Here is a 16,693-nt window from a genome sequence, read left to right on the forward strand (position 1 = left end):
GGTTCGTTTATTTTCAAGTATGTTCATTTGGGTTCTTTTCAGATATAATTAGAGGGTAAGTGAAGGGCCGCTTGCGGTCTTTTTTTCGTTTACCATGGAAGTGTTTAATGATGAGAGGGGAAAGTCAGATGTCTAATATTGGGGTATGGGAAGCAGCCGAGCCAGGCGTGACGCGCTGCATTTTGAAAGCTGAGGTTGGTTTAATGATGATGGAGGTTCACTTCGAGCCAGGCGCCATCGGATACCAGCACAGTCATGTTCATGAGCAAATGTCCTATTGCTTGAAGGGGAAAATTGAATTTACAATCGATGGCGTTGTAACCGTAATTGAGCAAGGCCAAACGGTTTATATACCTAGTGGAGCCAAGCATGGGGTTACGGCTTTGGAAGACTCTGCTCTCCTTGACGTGTTCACACCCATTCGTGAAGATTTGGTGAAACGCTAGGCGTTACTATTTAAAAAGGTGGCAAGAAGGTTCTTGTCACCATATTTCTCATTTTATATTAGAGATTCACGAGATGCACACCCATATAAACCAAAAAACCAAATCCAAGAAACCAGAATGACGCAGATCGTGAACGACCATTTCTCACTGCCTACATACTGGGTGGAATTGGTTCCGATGACACCAATCGTATCCATGATCGCATGGGGATTAAGCAGCAAGACTATGTTCGATCCCTTGAAGAGCATCGACTATTGGAGACATATCGAAAACTCATTCTAAACAGCGCACGTTGGCTGACCTCATACAAATAATAAATATGCAACACACATTCCAATAAGGAAAGGATGATTCTCTTGCAAAACAGTGGAAAATTCGCTTGGACATGGACAATTCGTGAAGAAGTTCTGGAGGAATATGTTCAGATGCATTTGGCTCCTTGGCCAGAGATCATGGAAGAGCACAGTAAAGCTGGGATTAGGGATTATTCTATTTTTCAAAATGGTTCTCAATTCTTCTATGTGTTCTTGTGTGATGATTTAGAGAAGGCTTTTGCCTATCTAGCGGAGAGCGAAGCTTGTAATCGTTGGAACGCCATTACTTCCAAAATGGTCGTGGGTTCATTCGATTTCCGTGAAGCTGTGCCGATTCAACCGATGCGTGAAGTTTTTTACCTGAAATAATGGATCTATCAGATTTCTACGAGATGAAGGATGACTGGAGCCAATCTAGCATCCTTTTTTCATGTCTCCGACTAGAATCCAAAAGCCCTGACCTCAGCAATCTGTTGACGTCAGGGCTTTTTTGCACGCTCTTGCCCATGGGTGAATACACTGGAGTACTCTGCGGTGGAGCATCTTAGGAGGTACAGGTATGCGGAAATATACAGTGAAACAGGACCCTCGCGATTTTCGTGATTTCACATACAGGAGCGTTAATTACATTCGGGAATCCCAATTGCCGAGTCACACCGATTTACGCAATCAGCTATCTCCCGTAGTGAACCAAGGAGCCCTAGGATCGTGTACCTCGAATGCGATCGTAAGCGGATTACGAGAGTTCTGGCTTAGATCCGAGAATCAGAATCCCACACGGTTATCACGACTATTTCACTATTGGCATGAACGAGAACTTGAGAATACGGTGGAGCGTGATGCAGGTGCTACCATTCGTGATGGGCTAAAAGTTCTTCAGAAAACGGGCGTTTGCCCAGAGGAAATATGGCCCTATGAGATTGCAAACTTCCGTAATACACCTAATTATGAGGCAGAGTCCATGGCTAGATATTATCGGATTGAGGGTTACCATCGCATTCATGATTTGGCAGGCATAAAGTCTGCATTGGCGGACGGATCTCCTGTCGTTTTCGGTATTTGGATCTATTCTTCCTTTGAAAGTAAGACGGCCTCTAAAACAGGCAAAATACCATATCCAAATCGGAAAAAGGAAAAGCTCCTTGGGGGGCATGCTCTACTGGCTGTTGGCTACAAGGATGGCAAGGTAAAGGGTCAAGGTGTCGTTATTGTTCGGAACTCATGGGGAGTTGGCTGGGGCGATGCAGGGTACTGTTATATCCCCTATTCCTTTTTCAGAAACAATACATTGACCTTTGATTACTGGACTGGCAAATAAAACCGGATATATAAGGAGGTCTTGTGCGATGTTAACTGTGGTTGATGCAAACAAAATTATAGCTTTTTTATCGGCAGCTTATTTTGCAACCGAAGATGAGGAAGCGAGGAAGGAATTCAACCGTCTTGCTAACGAAGTGAGGAAGGCATCAGGACAACCATTAGAATGAACAAACGGGTAGGAATTTCAACGAAACGAGGGGCGGCTCTCATGCCAAAGGACCGGTTAAGATTACTTATTCTCATCCTTTATGTTTTGTTAATCTTGTTTCTATGTTTATTATGGTGAAAAAAACAGCCGTTTGCGATTTCGCGCAAGCGGCTGTTTTTTCATCTAGAATCCTTTGTATTGCGGCTCTTCATTCTCTAATTGCTGTACGCGCGAGGAAACTTGATCGACGATTTGCTGTGTTGATTGGGCTGCAGTCTCAAATAATTGCTTGGCCTCTTGATTCTGCGTACTGAGGGCAAAGGTTTCAAGACTGGCCTGGGCGCTTTTTAAGGAAGCTAGGGTTGTTTTAACTTGTGCTGCTACTGTCATGTTGTATACACTCCTCAAGTTTGATTATGGATGAGAACAAATTAAATCAACATGCGCTCTCCGGTTGCGGTTGTTAATATGCCCGCATAATTAGCCGATCATGTAAACAAATAAATCCAATTTAGAGCAATAATAGTTAGTGCCCAAATGGCACATAATGTAGGTAACGAAAGCTGAGAGTAGGAGGGTGAGGGATGTGCCAGACGGTTTACTTATTGCGATTAGAGCCTTAAGCACCTTAATGTTTCTGTTTGTCCTAACACGGATTCTAGGCAAAAAACAAATATCTCAGCTTACTTTTTTTGAATATGTGATCGGGATTACGCTAGGGGATCTGGCGGGGAACATCTCGACCGATGTTGAGGCGAATTACTATCACGGTGTAATTGCGATTTTGGTGTGGGTTTTTGTACCGTTGGTGTTGGAAATATTGACGTTGAAGAGCAAGACTCTTCGAGGTTGGTTTGAGGGGAATGGTCGAATTCTCATAAAAGATGGCAAGATACTTGAGGGTAATTTGAAAAAGGAACGCTATACAGGTGATGAATTACTTGAACAGCTGCGAACGAAAGGTATATTTCGGATAGCTGATGTGGAGTTCGCGATGCTGGAATCTAGCGGTGATTTGAGTGTTCTGTTGAAGAGCGAGCATCAGCCGCTAACACCTAAGCATATGGGGATGAAGTTGGCCATTGAGAAGCCAACGCAAGCTGTCATGATGGATGGTGTCATTCAAAATGAGCCGTTGGCTGCCGCTGGAAGAAGTAGAGGATGGCTGCAAACGGAACTGGAAAAGCTGGGGGTTGCCAAAGAAAATGTATTCCTCGGCCAGGTTGACACGAATGGGGAATTAACCGTAGACCTCTTTGATGACAACTTACAAGTACCAGTACCAAGCGAACGTCCTGCCGTACTAGCTACACTCAAAAAATGCGAAGCCGATCTGGAACTGTTCTCATTAACGACTCAAAATGCAGCAGCCAAACAGATGTATGAAAATTGCTCCCTTCAATTAACCAGAATTATTCAGCAAGTACATACGATTCTCAGAGCTTAGGTTTTGAGAGAATAGGAGTTCAACATGGCTAACAACAAGAAGAAAAACTTAACAATGACGCAGCAGGAGTACCAAAAATTAGCCAAGAAGCAAGAACCCAAAAGACCTGTTGTATTGAATTGCTGCAGAGCCTTTTTAGTGGGAGGCACAATTTGCCTGATTGGTGAATGCTTTATGCATATTTTCATTAAATGGTTTGGATTTACGGAAAAAACAGCAGGTAATCCAACGGTTGCTGTCATGATTATCATCTCGGTTATCTTAACCAGCTTTGGTATCTACGACAAAATTGCACAGTGGGCTGGAGGAGGAAGCTCGGTCCCCGTTACAGGATTCGCGAATTCACTTTGTTCAGCGGCGATTGAACATCGAGCTGAAGGTCTTGTGCTAGGTGTTGGCGGCAATATGTTCAAATTAGCAGGTTCAGTTATCGTTTTCGGAACAGTTGCGGCCTTTTTCGTAGGCATTGCACATCTTATTTTCATGGGCGGGAGCTGACAATATGCTGAAGGGACATCAAAGCTGGCTTTTTGAAAATCGCCCTGTGATTCTTTCAACGGGGACTGTCGTGGGCCCTGATGAAGGAAAAGGGCCGCTCAATGAAGATTTTGATATCGTTCACGGTGATTTGACACTTGGTCAAAAAACGTGGGAGAAAGCAGAAAAGGCCTTGCTGGAGGAGGCTGCGCAGCGTGCGCTGGCCAAAGCAGGCCTGACTGACGGCCAAATCCAGTTCTATATTGGAGGCGATTTGATGAATCAGATCATCTCCAACACCTTCTCTGCTCGCACGCTAAATATACCGTATCTCGGTATATTCGGCGCTTGCTCCACTTCGATGGAAGGGCTGGCGCTAGCCGCGCAGCTGCTGGATTCAGGCGCGGCCAACTACGTTATGGCCGGTACTTGCAGCCATAATTGCACGGCGGAGAAGCAGTTCCGTTATCCAACGGAATACGGTTCACAGAAGCCGCCGACGGCGCAGTACACGGTCACAGGCGCGGGTGTGGCCGTGCTTGGTAAAACGGGTGACGGCCCCGTCGTCACGTCCGCCACGATCGGTCGAATCGTGGATATGGGGATCACGGATCCGTTCAATATGGGTGCCGCTATGGCGCCTGCGGCCGTCGATACGATCCAAACCCATTGCCGCGAATTGAATCGCGACCCCTCTTATTACGACCTTATCGTGACCGGTGATTTGGCGACGGTAGGGTCGAGCATTGCGCGTGAACTTTTTCAGAAGCATAATTTCCCGATTGAACAAACAACCTATAGCGATTGCGGATTGATGATCTTTGATCGTGAAACACAAACGGTTCAGGCAGGAGGCAGCGGTTGTGGATGCTCAGCAACAGTAACCTATGGGCATCTTCTGAAGCGTATGGCCAAAGGGGAATTGAAGAGAATTCTCGTTGTTGCAACAGGAGCCTTGCATTCACCGCTTTCATTTCAACAAGGAGAGAGTATTCCATGTATCGCACATGCTGTTTCCATAGAGTCTGGAGGGTTGTACGTATGAGCTTTTTTTGGGCGTTTGTTGTCGGAGGTGCCATTTGTGTACTCGGGCAGCTCATGATGGACGTTGGCAAATTAACGCCAGCGCATACGATGAGCACGCTTGTTGTCCTTGGTGCCATTGCTGATGGGTGTAATATATATGAACCGCTAATTGAATTTGCTGGAGCAGGTGCAACGGTGCCCATTACAAGCTTCGGGAACGCGCTTGTTCACGGCGCATTAGAGGAGCTCCAAAAGGATGGCTATATAGGCATCATTACCGGGATTTTCAAGGTAACCAGCGCGGGTATATCCGCAGCCATTATTTTCTCTTTTCTGGCTGCTTTGTTTGTAAAACCCAAAGGATGAACGTAATGAGTGAGGTATGAAATAGCGTGTGCAGGGACGCCGAGAGGCGTCTTTTTCTATTTCTTTCTTATTTTAGCGAATCCATCATATAGAATGAATCCTCCTCTAAATTAAGTGGGTAATTTTAACAAATAACTTTAGAGGATTTACAAGTATACGGACGAAAAACTTTCCTGTAAACTAGATTTATGTACATATTTCTTTATTTTTCTGCGCCAAACGGAAGATGAAGCATTCTAACCAAATTGGCAATGTTTACGCATACAAGTTTTCGGTGAGATTTAGCAAAACGCGAGTCCACGCTCACGAAAAATGGTTTCTATGGAAACGCAGCAATGCTTACGAATTAAGTTTTGCAAGCAATATTCAGTACATGCTTACGAAGAAAGTTTTCTTCGAAAACTCTAAGGAGGATCAACACATGGAAACTGCCACCCAGCATCACGTAGAAGTACTAGCTAGGCTGAAAGCAAATTTAGAATCATGTATTCTTGGCAAAAGCGCTGAAATTGAATTGTTGCTTACTGCGATGTTGGCCGGTGGACATGTTCTGCTAGAGGATGTGCCAGGAACAGGCAAAACAGTACTCATAAAAGCGCTAGCGAAATCCATTAACGGGCAATTCCGCCGTATTCAATGTAACCCGGACTTATTGCCAACGGATATAACTGGCGTTTCTATATATCACCCCAAAGAAGAGAAGTTTCTATTCCGTTCTGGGCCCATCATGACGAATATTTTGCTGGTTGATGAGATTAACCGGGCCACAACCAAAACACAATCAGCCCTCCTGGAAGCGATGGAAGAGCAGCATATTACGGTAGATGGAGACTTACATGAGCTACCATCCCCGTTCTTGATGTTGGCGACTCAGAATCCTATTGATTTTGAAGGTACATATACGTTGCCAGAGGCTCAATTAGACCGTTTTATGATCAAACTTAGCTTAGGGTATCCGAGTGAAGCAGCAGAGAAACAGATGATCGTTTCACAAAGTAAAGCACATCCGATGGAATCGCTGCATGCGATTGTCGATACCAAACAGGTGCTTGAAATTCAAGAGCATGTTCGTCATGTTCATATGGATGAGGCTGTTGCTGATTACTTAGTCACGATTTCAAGAAAAACACGGGAACATCACGCGGTATTCCTCGGTGCGAGTCCAAGGGCGACACTTTCCTTAGTGTTAGCCTCCAAAGCGTATGCATTCTTACATGGACGCGATTATGTCATTCCGGATGATATTAAATATTTAGCTCCTTTTGTGCTGGGTCACCGTATGATCCTTCAAATGGAAGCGCGCATGGATGGCATCAGTATTGCTTCAGTGCTCGCTACGATTTTTGAGGGAGTACGGGTTCCGGTCAGATTGGAGAAGTGAGCCTATGATACGACCGGTATTCAAACGATTCGAGGATCTTCCTCGCTTTCCGGCAGCTTTTTGGCTACTTTTAACTTGTTTGGTGGCTAGCTTATTATTCATGTTATTTCAAGGTGGTAAGCTGGCTTCCATGTTGTTTATTATGATGACTTTTTTAACCGTGTATTTGCTGTCTGGAAATTGGAGCGGAATCAAACGTGCACAGGGGAATCGCAAGCTTACGAATACAGGCTTGGAGGCTAAACTCGAGGCAGGTCAATCTCTACAAATTCAGATCGGTATACAAATACCGGGTTATTGGCCGATTCCGTACGTGATGATCAAAGATCAGCTCATTCGTCAAAATGGTGATGAATCTGTTTTCGAAGGGTCGATCGTACCGGATTGGAAACGTCGGGGTGAGTTCACATACAGCACGCCGCCACTCCGAAGAGGGTATTACCGTTTCGGGGAGACAGAGTGCTTAACGGAAGATATATTTGGCTTTTTCCAGCATAAAGGTCGATTAGATCTGCAGCAGCCGATTACCGTATATCCGCAAACCGTAACGATCCGGGAATGGGCGCAATTTCATCAAATGCTTAAAGGGATGCAGCATCACTCCACTGTGACTAGCGCACACCGGGAAACTACGCAAATTAATGGTGTTCGCGAATATATTTATGGGGATCGACTCTCACGTATTCACTGGAACGCAACGGCGAAGACAGGCACCTGGAAGTCGAAGGAATTCGAGCGGGAATCCTTGCCGAAAACGATTGTTTTACTGGACCGGACCGCGCGCGCGTACCGAGATGAGGCTGAATTTGAACTTGCCGTGTCTGTTGCGGCTTCCTTGTTCCGCTACGGAACAGGCCGTGAAATGTCGCTGGGCTTGCTTTCGATCGGCAAAGAATTCACTTATTTTGAACCAAAACACACACAGCATCATTATAAGGAAATTGTCAAACATCTTGTTGGTGTTGATGCCGATGGCTATCAATCTTTAAGCCAGATATTGAAGGAACGCGTACAGGATTGGCCAGCTGGAAGTTTAATTGTTCTTATATCTCCCCAAAAAGGTAGTAGCATGCTGCAAATGTTTCAACAAATGGCGCTTCTTCAAATGAAGCCTTGCCACATCTGGATTCATGCACATGCCGATCAAGCTTTTGGGGCGCAGGGTCTTGAGTACATGTCCACACACGAGGACTACATTAAGGCGATTCGTTCACAAGGTTACATGGGGTATGAGGTTAGTCAATTAGCGGACTTGCCTAACCTTCTGGGAGGGGCGAAAAGGTATGCCTAACACATGGTGGGGTAGACTCCTTCTCAAGGACTGGGCGTTACGAGTTTCAGCGATTTTCGTAGGTATCTTCCTGTATCAATTTGTAATTTGGATTATGAAGGAAGATGGACTGTGGCTTGCTGAGACAGTTTCATTCGTAACCTGGACCCTAGCCCTTATTACGGCAACATATTGTATACCGAAAATCAAAACGGGCTTGCGCGCATTATTTCAATTCGTACTCATTATTTGGCTCCATGGCTTTGGTATGGGGTATCATTGGGTCTCCGTCGATGTGACAAGCTGGAAAGAGGCACTGCGCTGGATTGGGCTCAATGCCGGTCAATTAGAACCATATATCTGGTTTAGTCTAGGCACGTGGTTCATTTATTTATTCGCGATGTGGTCCATCGAATCCAAATTTCGAATTGTCGTCCTCATTTTTGTTAGCATTTTATTTTTTGCCGTAAGGGATTCGTTCAGTATGATTTTCTTATGGCCGCAAGTGGCGATGATCCTGCTTTGTGGATTTCTGCTCTTAATTGTTAAACATTTTTCCCAGTTGAAGAAAAAGGCACCGGACGTTTGGGAGACGATTTCGGATTACCCATCTTCCTTCGTCGTTCCCATTTGTATTTTAATAGGTGTAGTTGTTATGGCAGGTGTGTTCGCTCCGACGGTAAATCCGATACTAACGGATCCATATACGGCATGGAAAGTGAGTCGCGGGGAAGAGGTGCCATTGATTGGCAAAGGAGTTAGCGTGACGGCATCGACAGCCGATGCCTCCTCTGGATATAGTCGTGACGATAGTAGGCTCGGTGGCGGGTTTCGTTTCGATTACACGCCCGTGATGACGGTTGAAACTAGTAAACGCACCTATTTCCGTGGTGAAACGAGGTCCCTGTATAACGGAAAGGGTTGGGAGTTAGGACCAACAGAAAAGAGGCTGCCAGTTTATCGGGTGAATTTGAACCCGTTGCCACTTGATCCTAGGTTCAACATATCGCAGTTGAAAACCAAAGAAGTTACTCAAAGCATTGTAATGGAAAGAGAAGAGGTGTTTCCCGTCTTATTCGGGGGGTACGCGATTCAGAAAATCGTTGACATCAATAAAGGTGAAAACCCGTTCCAACGGATCATTTGGTCACCTCGACAATCCGAGCTTCGCTTCATGGGACGAAACAACTATCCCAAAGATTACGCGATTGTAACGCAGGAGCCTGTTCTAGAAGAAGAACTGCTGCGTACGACCAAAGCGGATTATACAAACCAGCCAGAGTGGGCTGAATACTTGCAAATACCGGCTGACCTTCCTGAACGTGTCAAACAGTTGGCTGTTGATATTACAAAATCTGCAACAAATCCCTATGACAAAGCTAAGCTAATCGAGAAGTATTTGTCCGAGCATTATCCTTATACGAATACGCCGGATGAGTCAAAGGGGAAGAGCAAAGATTTCGTAGATCGATTCTTATTCGAAGTGAAGCAAGGGTATTGTGATTATTATTCGACTGCGATGGCTGTGCTCACGCGTTCTATTGGTCTACCAACACGATGGGTGAAAGGTTATTCTTCCGGTGCCTCATCGATAACTGATGATATTCGCGAGCAGGGTATCTTAAGCCAATTAGGAACAACCATTGACTTGGACGGGGCAGGCACGTATACGATTCGCAACTCAGATGCGCACTCTTGGGTAGAAGTTTACTTTGAAGGCTTTGGCTGGATATCGTTTGAGCCAACCTCAGGCTTTAAGCTGCCAAATGTATTCCCAGAAGCGACACCACCGCCAAAGGATTTAACAACCGATACAGAAACGAGTACATTGCCTGAAGTGACAACAGAAGCACCAAGCTTCACTTGGATCTGGCTAACGCTTAGTAGTGTAGCGGTCGCAGGACTACTAACTACTGCTACATTCTTCCTAATGAGAAGTGAAGCATGGCGGAATTGGCGAGCTCGTAGGAAAGAGCTGCAAATTGTCAATTTTAATCAGAAAATCATCGTTGAATTTGAAAAAATGCTTCGTTCTAGCCGTCGAAAAGGGTACACTAGACACGAACATGAAACTGCTCGTGAAGCTATAACACGATGGGCGACGCAGAGCAAATGGATGAAGAAAGAACTTGACGCGTTAATTGAACTTTTTGAACGGGCTAAATACAGTCAGTTAGCTGTTTCAGAAATCGAATATCAACAGGCGAATCAGTTGATTCTCCGTGTAAAAGAACAAATGAAATAGGCATGGTATGAAGCCACTCTCCAATAATGGAGGGTGGCTTCCTATGAGAGGAGATCTACCCAAATGGCGTTTATGGATTGTCATTTTTACTCTGAGTCCCTAGGTGTGTCTGCTTCTATGCATGTTATTTTACCTCAAGCTGCCAAAAGTCAAATTGGGTTGGCTTCTCATGCTTATGGGGGAAAGCACCCTACTTTATATTTACTTCATGGCTTGTCCGATGACCATACGATTTGGATGCGGAGAACCTCGATTGAGCGTTATGCCTCCCAGCTCGGTATTGCGGTCATAATGCCTGCAGTGAATCGCAGCTTTTATGCGGATATGGCGTCAGGACCGAAATATTGGGAATTTATTAGTGAAGAATTGCCTGCGTTAGCAAGATCATTCTTCCCCTTAGCAGAAGAACGAGAGTTGAATTACGTGGCAGGACTTTCAATGGGCGGGTATGGCGCTATGAAGCTCGCACTCACACATCCGGATCGTTTTGCAGCAGGGGCAAGCTTGTCTGGTGCGGTTGATATTGTTGAGAGAGCCATTGCATTTCCAAATGACTTTCAATTGATTTTTGGCGATGTAACGAAGATAAAAGATAGCCCTAATGATTTGTTCTATCTAGCAGATCAGCTCGTTGCTAGTAAACAAGATAGACCGAAGCTCTTTCAATGCTGCGGGACGGAAGACTTTCTGTATGAAGACAACATTCGATTTCGCGATTATTGCCGAGCACAGGGGTTGCAAATGACATATGAAGAAGAGCCTGCCACACATGAATGGGGCTACTGGGATCGCAAAATCCAAAGCGTATTAGACTGGTTACCGCTGCCAACGAGAGGCTAGTGGGAAAATATGTTCTTTTCTTTTTGCAACAAACGAGGCACTATGGTATAGTTTCACGTATATGTCAAGGAAGCAGTTGGAGGGAATTTGTTTGCTGAAAAAGCTTGTACCCAGACAGTCTGTTCATACAATTTATGATATTGATGCCAATCACCTGTGGGGATTCGGTATTCGCGGAATTATAACGGATCTTGATAATACACTTGTCGGCGCACGCGATCCACATGCGACGCCTGAGTTAATAGAATGGCTGAATCATTTGCAGCAGATCGGCTTCAAAGTTGTCATTGTGTCGAACAACCATCATAACAGGGTTTCGACCTTTGCAAAGCCGCTGGGCATTCCGTTTATTCACCGTGCCAAAAAACCGACGAATGCTTCCTTCCATAAAGCGATGAAGCTGCTTGGAACGAGTGCACGACAGACCACAGTTATCGGGGATCAAATGCTGACTGATGTGCTTGGCGGCAATCGAATGGGGCTGTATACGATCCTCGTTCAACCCATCTCAAGGAAAGATGAAGGCCTATTCACTAGAGTGAATCGCCTCATTGAAAAATGGGCTTTAGCAAGGATGAAGAAATAGGAGGTTTCATGAGTACAGAAACAATACAACATTGTGCGGGTTGCGGCATTGGGCTGCAAACAGAAGACAAAAGTAAGCTTGGCTTTATTCCAGAGGCTGCATTGCAGAAGGAACCTTTGATATGCCAGCGCTGTTACCGGATTAAGCACTATAATGAATCTTCAAGTATTACCCTTCAACAGGACGATTTCCTGAAATTATTAGGACATGTTGGTCAAACGAAGGCGTTAGTTGTGAAAATCGTGGATATTTTTGATTTTGAAGGCAGTATGATTAGTTCACTTGCCCGATTTATTGGAAACAATCCTGTTCTGCTTGTTGTGAATAAGATTGATTTACTGCCTAAAGTAACGAATGCCAACAAAATCATCAATTGGGTGCAACGAAGAGTGAAGGAAGAGAACCTGAAGGTTGTTGATATCGTCCTGTGCAGCGCGAAGAAAAACATCGGTTTTGATCGTGTTATTTCTGCTGTACAAGAATATCGCGGCAACATGGATGTGTACGTGGTCGGCGCTACGAACGTGGGGAAATCGACTTTGATCAATCGCCTGATCAGTGATTATAGCGATTTGGAAGCCGAATTGACGACATCGCAATATCCGGGAACTACCCTTGATCTTGTCAAAATTCCACTTGATGATGGAAGATTCATTATTGATACACCAGGGATTGTGTACAAGCATCGTTTGACTGAGGTTGTGAAGAAGCGGGATTTAACGCCGCTTATGCCGGATAAACCACTTAAACCGATGGTATTTCAATTGAATGAGGCACAAACCTTATTTTTTGGCGCGTTAGTTCGGTTCGATTTCATCCAAGGGGAGCATCAATCCTTTACATGCTACACGTCGAATGCGATTCAAATTCACCGCACGAAGTTGGAGCGAGCGGATAACTTGTATGAAGAACACAAAGGAGTCATGCTGACGCCGCCGGGGCAAGCTGATCTTGACGAGCTTCCTAAGCTAGTTAAGCATCCGCTGCACATTCCAAAGGGGAAACAGATGGATGTGCTCATTTCTGGTTTAGGCTGGATTAAAGTGAATAGTCTAGCTGGTGCACAGCTCGCTGTTCATGCACCGAAAGGTATTAAAGTGATTACACGGGAGTCGTTGATTTAAAATATTAGAAAATATAAGTTTCACATCATTAATCGGGTATATTTCTGATAAACGCGTCGTCCTTTACAGACGTCGTAGCCGTTTATTTCGGGGGGCATGGTGGGAGATCATGGAGAAGCTTGTGACGAGGATCGACAGTCATACAGTACTATACGGGGTATTCGGGGATCCTATTAGGCATTCCCGTTCTCCGATCATGTTGAATCGTGCTTTTCAGGAAGCGGGGATCAATGGGGTTTATGCAGCTTTTCACGTTAAACCTGAAGAGCTTGGAGAGGCAGTTCGGGGAATTAGGGCTCTCGGATACCGCGGAGTGAATGTTACCATTCCACATAAAGTAGATGTTATGAACTACCTCGATGAGATCGATGAAGGGGCTATGATCGTTGGCGCAGTCAATACTATTGTGAATGAAGCTGGCAAGCTCAAAGGCTTTAACACGGATGGAATTGGTTATGTGCGTTCCTTGAAGGAAGAGACGGGGATTGAGCTCAAAGGGAAACGTGTTCTTCTTCTCGGCGCTGGCGGTGCGGCAAGAGGCGTTGCCTATGCGCTGGCTAAGGAAGGTGCGAGTTGCATCTATATCGCGAATCGTACCAAAGAACGTGCAGTGGAACTTGCAAATACGATAGGTGCCTTCACCGAGACCGTTGCTTTAGGCATGGATGAACTTGACAGCGTAATGGATAACGTTGAATTTGTTCTTAACACGACTTCGGCTGGCATGCATCCTAACGTGGACGAGCTTCCATTACCGCTTCACCTCCTTCGGCAGCACCACCTCGTGAGTGATCTTATTTATAATCCGCGGATCACGAGATTTCTTCGTGAAGCGGAAGCCATAGGAGCACGCATACATGGCGGGCTTGGTATGTTTATTTATCAAGGCGCTTATGCGTTCGAGTATTGGACGGGTACCCCTGCGCCGGTTGAGGCGATGAGACAGGTGGTAGAACAGTCATTAACTGAATAAGAATGAATAGAGGGACATCTATGTTAACAGGCAAACAGAAACGTTATTTACGCTCCATGGCACACCATGTAGACCCGATTTTCCAAGTAGGTAAAGGTGGCGTGAACGAGCATTTAATTCGTCATATTCAAGAAGCAATCGAAGTTCGTGAATTGATCAAAATTACGGTGCTTAACAACAGCGGAGAAGATCGTCAAGAAGTAGGTGCAGAATTATCCGAAAAATCTGGCGCAGAGCTTGTTCAGGTTATCGGAAAGATCGTTGTGCTTTACAAAGAATCGCGTGACAACAAGAAGATTGAACTGCCGCGCTAATGAGGTGGACGTATGCTTGTCGGAATTATGGGAGGCACGTTCGATCCCATTCATACCGGTCATTTAATCGCAGCTGAACGTGCGAGGGTAGAAGGAGGCTTGGACGAGGTGTGGTTGATGCCTGCGGGCGTCCCGCCGCATAAGCCTAATGCGCCAAGGGCAACAAGCCAGCAGCGTTGGGAGATGGTTTGCCTTGCTGCGGAAGGCAATCCTTTTTTTCGTCCTGTCGATATCGAAATTGGCAAAGGCGGCGTATCCTATAGTATCGATACGATCGAACTGTTGAAATCGCAGTATCCGGACATCGTGTTCACCTACATTATTGGCGCGGATATGGTTCAGTATTTGCCGCAGTGGCATCGCATCGATGACATCGTGCGGCATATTCATTTTATTGGATTAGCCAGACCTGGTTACGAGCTGGACTTGACACAACTGCCCGAGCTTATACGAAATCGAGTGAAGCTGGTACCGATGCCGCTTGTTGAAATTTCGTCTACAGCTATTCGTGCGCTGAGGCAGAAACATGATCCTGTCAGGTACCTTGTGCCAGATAAGGTAGGGCAATTCATGGAGGTGAATCGCTTATATGAAACGTGAAGATCTCATGGCGGCTGTGAAGGAACAAATGCCTGAACGGCGCTGGCTGCACACCTTAGGTGTGATGGAAACGAGCGTTATGCTCGCCGAACGATTTGGCGGAGATACTGTCAAAGCAGATGTCGCGGCAATTTTGCATGATTATTGCAAGTATTGGCCCGTACAGGAGCAAGCTAAGATTATTCGTGAGAACGATTTACCGCAGGACTTGTTAGCTTTCGATAAGGAACTATGGCATTCGCACGCAGGTGCTTTTATTGCGAAGACGCAATTCGGCATCGACGATGAGGAAATTTTGGATGCGATCCGCTATCATACATCAGGTCGCGAACAAATGACGCTGCTAGACAAAATCGTTTGCTTAGCGGATTATATGGAACCCGGGCGTGATTTCCCCGGCGTCGAGCATATTCGTGAGCTAGCTAAGACGAGTCTTGAGCACGCATTGATTGCCGGCTTCGATTCAACGATCAACTTTTTGCTGTCCAAAGGAAAGCGCATTTATCCACTTACCATTTTGACACGGAATGATTTATTAGAACAAATACAGAATTAATGACATGGAGGATGATTGCATGAGTAAAAACCCAGAAGAAATATTAGCATTCGTTGTTGAGGCAGCGGAAGATAAAAAAGCGGCAGATATCGTAAGCCTGAATTTGAAAGGCGTATCCCTAATCGCGGATTATTTCGTGATTTGTCACGGGAATTCGGAAACGCAAGTACAGGCAATCGCAGGCGAAGCTCGTAAAAAAGCGCATGAGCATGGTGTTCATATTCGAGGCTTTGAAGGCGTTGATACAGCAAGATGGGTGCTGCTTGATCTAGGGGATGTTGTTCTCCACGTTTTCCATCGCGATGACCGTGAATACTATAATATCGAAAGACTTTGGTCCGACGCTAAAGTTGTGGAGCGCGTATGAGAATGGAAGCAGGATCCCTTGTTACCCTAGAGGTAGCAAGGGAAGTTCCGCCAAACGGCTTTTTCCTGAGTGATGGTTATCAGGATTTTCTGCTGCCTTATGCGGAAATCGTAGGGAATCGAATTAGTCCAGGAGACCAAGTGGAAGTGTTCTTATTCCACGATACGCAGGATCGAATCATGGCGACCATGAAGCGTCCACTACTGACTATGGGTCAAGTGGGACTTCTAGAGGTTGTTGATATACATCCGCGGTTTGGCTATTTCTTAGAAATGGGTCTTGGTCGTCACCTACTCTTACCTTACCGTCATGTGCCTGAACTTGAAGAGCTTCGTCCTCAAGTAGGTGACAAAGTGTTCGCGACGCTTGCTCACGATCGTCAAGGTCGATTAATTGCTAAACTAGCACTTGAAGAAGATCTGGCACCTCTTTGTGTACGAGCCCCTTCAAGCTGGACCAATCAATGGGTGAAAGCGCGCGTCTATCGACCGCTTCAAATGGGTACATTCGTGATTTGTGATGCGGGTGTCCTTGGATTTGGAGTCATCGGACTTATCATTCCGCAAGAACGAACTCGGTTACTTCGTGTAGGTGAGCTAGTCGATGTGAGGATTGCATTTGTGCGTGAAGAGGATGGACGAGTTAACCTTTCGATGAGGCTTCCAAAGGAAAAAGGACGCGACGAAGATGCGGAATGCATTCTAGAAGTGCTCCGTGGACGTCCAGGGAATGCAATGCCATTCTCAGACAAAACACAGGCAGATATCATCAAGGATAAATTCGGCCTAAGTAAGGCAGCCTTCAAACGTGCCTTAGGCAAGCTTATGAAAGATGGGCTCATCTATCAGGAAGCGGATTGGACCTATTTGAAACAAGAGGAGACGCAAGGTTGA

21 protein-coding genes and 1 pseudogene are annotated in these 16,693 nt (G+C 45.5%); 20 read left to right on the forward strand and 2 right to left on the reverse strand.

The features are described 5' to 3' along the window. The first annotated feature begins 128 nt into the window (after nucleotides 1-128). Nucleotides 129-446, forward strand: a complete 318-nt coding sequence (locus AC58P7_RS06460) for a cupin domain-containing protein (protein WP_056609861.1) — start codon at nucleotides 129-131, stop codon at nucleotides 444-446. An 86-nt stretch (nucleotides 447-532) separates the two neighbouring features. Here AC58P7_RS06460 and AC58P7_RS06465 read toward each other — a convergent pair. Continuing rightward, nucleotides 533-670: pseudogene (locus tag AC58P7_RS06465) on the reverse strand (LysE/ArgO family amino acid transporter); the annotation flags it as partial. A 123-nt stretch (nucleotides 671-793) separates the two neighbouring features. Here AC58P7_RS06465 and AC58P7_RS06470 point away from each other — a divergent pair. From AC58P7_RS06470 to AC58P7_RS06480, 3 genes are all read left to right on the forward strand, one after another. Then, complete coding sequence (locus tag AC58P7_RS06470) at nucleotides 794-1,129, forward strand: L-rhamnose mutarotase (RefSeq protein ID WP_497341013.1); 336 nt, start codon at nucleotides 794-796, stop codon at nucleotides 1,127-1,129. Between the two features lie 190 nt (nucleotides 1,130-1,319). Next, the gene (locus AC58P7_RS06475) at nucleotides 1,320-2,078 is read left to right on the forward strand and encodes a C1 family peptidase (RefSeq protein WP_497341015.1); all 759 of its coding nucleotides are present in this window, start codon (nucleotides 1,320-1,322) and stop codon (nucleotides 2,076-2,078) included. A 28-nt stretch (nucleotides 2,079-2,106) separates the two neighbouring features. Then, nucleotides 2,107-2,247 (forward strand): N-acetylmuramoyl-L-alanine amidase, encoded by a 141-nt coding sequence (locus AC58P7_RS06480; RefSeq protein WP_497341017.1) that lies wholly within the window; start codon nucleotides 2,107-2,109, stop codon nucleotides 2,245-2,247. A 164-nt stretch (nucleotides 2,248-2,411) separates the two neighbouring features. Here AC58P7_RS06480 and AC58P7_RS06485 read toward each other — a convergent pair whose 3' ends face one another. Beyond that, nucleotides 2,412-2,618 (reverse strand): DUF1657 domain-containing protein, encoded by a 207-nt coding sequence (locus tag AC58P7_RS06485; RefSeq protein ID WP_497341019.1) that lies wholly within the window; start codon nucleotides 2,616-2,618, stop codon nucleotides 2,412-2,414. Between the two features lie 187 nt (nucleotides 2,619-2,805). Here AC58P7_RS06485 and AC58P7_RS06490 point away from each other — a divergent pair, with 187 nt between their 5' ends. The 16 genes from AC58P7_RS06490 to AC58P7_RS06565 all read left to right on the forward strand — a co-directional run bounded on the left by AC58P7_RS06490 (nucleotide 2,806) and on the right by AC58P7_RS06565 (nucleotide 16,693). Continuing rightward, nucleotides 2,806-3,675, forward strand: a complete 870-nt coding sequence (locus AC58P7_RS06490; RefSeq protein WP_497341021.1) for a DUF421 domain-containing protein — start codon at nucleotides 2,806-2,808, stop codon at nucleotides 3,673-3,675. A gap of 24 nt (nucleotides 3,676-3,699) precedes the next feature. Continuing rightward, nucleotides 3,700-4,173, forward strand: a complete 474-nt coding sequence (spoVAC, locus tag AC58P7_RS06495; protein ID WP_497341023.1) for a stage V sporulation protein AC — start codon at nucleotides 3,700-3,702, stop codon at nucleotides 4,171-4,173. Nucleotides 4,174-4,177: 4 nt separating this feature from the next. Further along, nucleotides 4,178-5,197, forward strand: a complete 1,020-nt coding sequence (gene spoVAD, locus AC58P7_RS06500; protein WP_497341025.1) for a stage V sporulation protein AD — start codon at nucleotides 4,178-4,180, stop codon at nucleotides 5,195-5,197. Continuing rightward, a complete protein-coding gene (spoVAE, locus tag AC58P7_RS06505) occupies nucleotides 5,194-5,544 on the forward strand; it encodes a stage V sporulation protein AE (RefSeq protein ID WP_497341027.1) in 351 nt (116 codons plus the stop codon). The genes spoVAD and spoVAE overlap by 4 nt, the downstream gene beginning before the upstream one ends. A gap of 421 nt (nucleotides 5,545-5,965) precedes the next feature. Beyond that, the gene (locus tag AC58P7_RS06510) at nucleotides 5,966-6,925 is read left to right on the forward strand and encodes an AAA family ATPase (protein ID WP_497341029.1); all 960 of its coding nucleotides are present in this window, start codon (nucleotides 5,966-5,968) and stop codon (nucleotides 6,923-6,925) included. Nucleotides 6,926-6,929: 4 nt separating this feature from the next. Then, nucleotides 6,930-8,216, forward strand: a complete 1,287-nt coding sequence (locus AC58P7_RS06515; protein ID WP_497341031.1) for a DUF58 domain-containing protein — start codon at nucleotides 6,930-6,932, stop codon at nucleotides 8,214-8,216. Next, nucleotides 8,209-10,440: a transglutaminase TgpA family protein gene (locus AC58P7_RS06520; RefSeq protein ID WP_497341033.1), complete on the forward strand. Its 2,232-nt coding sequence runs from the start codon at nucleotides 8,209-8,211 to the stop codon at nucleotides 10,438-10,440. The genes AC58P7_RS06515 and AC58P7_RS06520 overlap by 8 nt, the downstream gene beginning before the upstream one ends. Nucleotides 10,441-10,503: 63 nt before the next feature. Next, nucleotides 10,504-11,280 carry an alpha/beta hydrolase gene (locus tag AC58P7_RS06525; RefSeq protein ID WP_497341035.1) on the forward strand — a complete coding sequence of 259 codons (777 nt, stop codon included), beginning with the start codon at nucleotides 10,504-10,506 and terminating at the stop codon, nucleotides 11,278-11,280. A 91-nt stretch (nucleotides 11,281-11,371) separates the two neighbouring features. Next, nucleotides 11,372-11,866: a YqeG family HAD IIIA-type phosphatase gene (locus AC58P7_RS06530; RefSeq protein ID WP_497341037.1), complete on the forward strand. Its 495-nt coding sequence runs from the start codon at nucleotides 11,372-11,374 to the stop codon at nucleotides 11,864-11,866. 8 nt (nucleotides 11,867-11,874) lie between these two features. Beyond that, nucleotides 11,875-12,990, forward strand: a complete 1,116-nt coding sequence (gene yqeH, locus AC58P7_RS06535) for a ribosome biogenesis GTPase YqeH (RefSeq protein ID WP_497341039.1) — start codon at nucleotides 11,875-11,877, stop codon at nucleotides 12,988-12,990. 109 nt (nucleotides 12,991-13,099) lie between these two features. Beyond that, complete coding sequence (gene aroE, locus AC58P7_RS06540) at nucleotides 13,100-13,963, forward strand: shikimate dehydrogenase (RefSeq protein ID WP_497341041.1); 864 nt, start codon at nucleotides 13,100-13,102, stop codon at nucleotides 13,961-13,963. A 20-nt stretch (nucleotides 13,964-13,983) separates the two neighbouring features. Further along, nucleotides 13,984-14,277 carry a ribosome assembly RNA-binding protein YhbY gene (gene yhbY, locus AC58P7_RS06545; protein WP_497341043.1) on the forward strand — a complete coding sequence of 98 codons (294 nt, stop codon included), beginning with the start codon at nucleotides 13,984-13,986 and terminating at the stop codon, nucleotides 14,275-14,277. A gap of 12 nt (nucleotides 14,278-14,289) precedes the next feature. Beyond that, complete coding sequence (gene nadD / locus AC58P7_RS06550) at nucleotides 14,290-14,877, forward strand: nicotinate-nucleotide adenylyltransferase (RefSeq protein WP_497341045.1); 588 nt, start codon at nucleotides 14,290-14,292, stop codon at nucleotides 14,875-14,877. After that, the gene (gene yqeK, locus AC58P7_RS06555) at nucleotides 14,867-15,433 is read left to right on the forward strand and encodes a bis(5'-nucleosyl)-tetraphosphatase (symmetrical) YqeK (RefSeq protein ID WP_497341047.1); all 567 of its coding nucleotides are present in this window, start codon (nucleotides 14,867-14,869) and stop codon (nucleotides 15,431-15,433) included. Before nadD ends, yqeK begins: the two co-directional genes overlap by 11 nt. A gap of 19 nt (nucleotides 15,434-15,452) precedes the next feature. Further along, nucleotides 15,453-15,800, forward strand: a complete 348-nt coding sequence (gene rsfS / locus AC58P7_RS06560; protein WP_028557974.1) for a ribosome silencing factor — start codon at nucleotides 15,453-15,455, stop codon at nucleotides 15,798-15,800. Then, nucleotides 15,797-16,693, forward strand: coding sequence for a CvfB family protein (locus AC58P7_RS06565; protein ID WP_497341049.1), 897 nt, complete (start codon nucleotides 15,797-15,799; stop codon nucleotides 16,691-16,693). Before rsfS ends, AC58P7_RS06565 begins: the two co-directional genes overlap by 4 nt.

It is taken from the genome of Paenibacillus sp. J22FR5 (genome assembly GCF_059691975.1).

What these genes read in the sequence shown, in the direction of transcription:
- AC58P7_RS06485 (WP_497341019.1), bottom strand. Translation starts at nt 2,618, where the DNA reads ATGACAGTAGCAGCACAAGTTAAAACAACCCTAGCTTCCTTAAAAAGC.
- spoVAD (WP_497341025.1), top strand. Translation starts at nt 4,178, where the DNA reads ATGCTGAAGGGACATCAAAGCTGGCTTTTTGAAAATCGCCCTGTGATT.
- AC58P7_RS06510 (WP_497341029.1), top strand. Translation starts at nt 5,966, where the DNA reads ATGGAAACTGCCACCCAGCATCACGTAGAAGTACTAGCTAGGCTGAAA.
- aroE (WP_497341041.1), top strand. Translation starts at nt 13,100, where the DNA reads ATGGAGAAGCTTGTGACGAGGATCGACAGTCATACAGTACTATACGGG.
- spoVAC (WP_497341023.1), top strand. Translation starts at nt 3,700, where the DNA reads ATGGCTAACAACAAGAAGAAAAACTTAACAATGACGCAGCAGGAGTAC.
- AC58P7_RS06520 (WP_497341033.1), top strand. Translation starts at nt 8,209, where the DNA reads ATGCCTAACACATGGTGGGGTAGACTCCTTCTCAAGGACTGGGCGTTA.
- yqeK (WP_497341047.1), top strand. Translation starts at nt 14,867, where the DNA reads ATGAAACGTGAAGATCTCATGGCGGCTGTGAAGGAACAAATGCCTGAA.
- AC58P7_RS06525 (WP_497341035.1), top strand. Translation starts at nt 10,504, where the DNA reads ATGGCGTTTATGGATTGTCATTTTTACTCTGAGTCCCTAGGTGTGTCT.
- AC58P7_RS06475 (WP_497341015.1), top strand. Translation starts at nt 1,320, where the DNA reads ATGCGGAAATATACAGTGAAACAGGACCCTCGCGATTTTCGTGATTTC.
- yhbY (WP_497341043.1), top strand. Translation starts at nt 13,984, where the DNA reads ATGTTAACAGGCAAACAGAAACGTTATTTACGCTCCATGGCACACCAT.
- AC58P7_RS06515 (WP_497341031.1), top strand. Translation starts at nt 6,930, where the DNA reads ATGATACGACCGGTATTCAAACGATTCGAGGATCTTCCTCGCTTTCCG.
- AC58P7_RS06480 (WP_497341017.1), top strand. Translation starts at nt 2,107, where the DNA reads ATGTTAACTGTGGTTGATGCAAACAAAATTATAGCTTTTTTATCGGCA.
- AC58P7_RS06460 (WP_056609861.1), top strand. Translation starts at nt 129, where the DNA reads ATGTCTAATATTGGGGTATGGGAAGCAGCCGAGCCAGGCGTGACGCGC.
- yqeH (WP_497341039.1), top strand. Translation starts at nt 11,875, where the DNA reads ATGAGTACAGAAACAATACAACATTGTGCGGGTTGCGGCATTGGGCTG.
- nadD (WP_497341045.1), top strand. Translation starts at nt 14,290, where the DNA reads ATGCTTGTCGGAATTATGGGAGGCACGTTCGATCCCATTCATACCGGT.
- AC58P7_RS06565 (WP_497341049.1), top strand. Translation starts at nt 15,797, where the DNA reads ATGAGAATGGAAGCAGGATCCCTTGTTACCCTAGAGGTAGCAAGGGAA.
- rsfS (WP_028557974.1), top strand. Translation starts at nt 15,453, where the DNA reads ATGAGTAAAAACCCAGAAGAAATATTAGCATTCGTTGTTGAGGCAGCG.
- AC58P7_RS06470 (WP_497341013.1), top strand. Translation starts at nt 794, where the DNA reads ATGATTCTCTTGCAAAACAGTGGAAAATTCGCTTGGACATGGACAATT.
- spoVAE (WP_497341027.1), top strand. Translation starts at nt 5,194, where the DNA reads ATGAGCTTTTTTTGGGCGTTTGTTGTCGGAGGTGCCATTTGTGTACTC.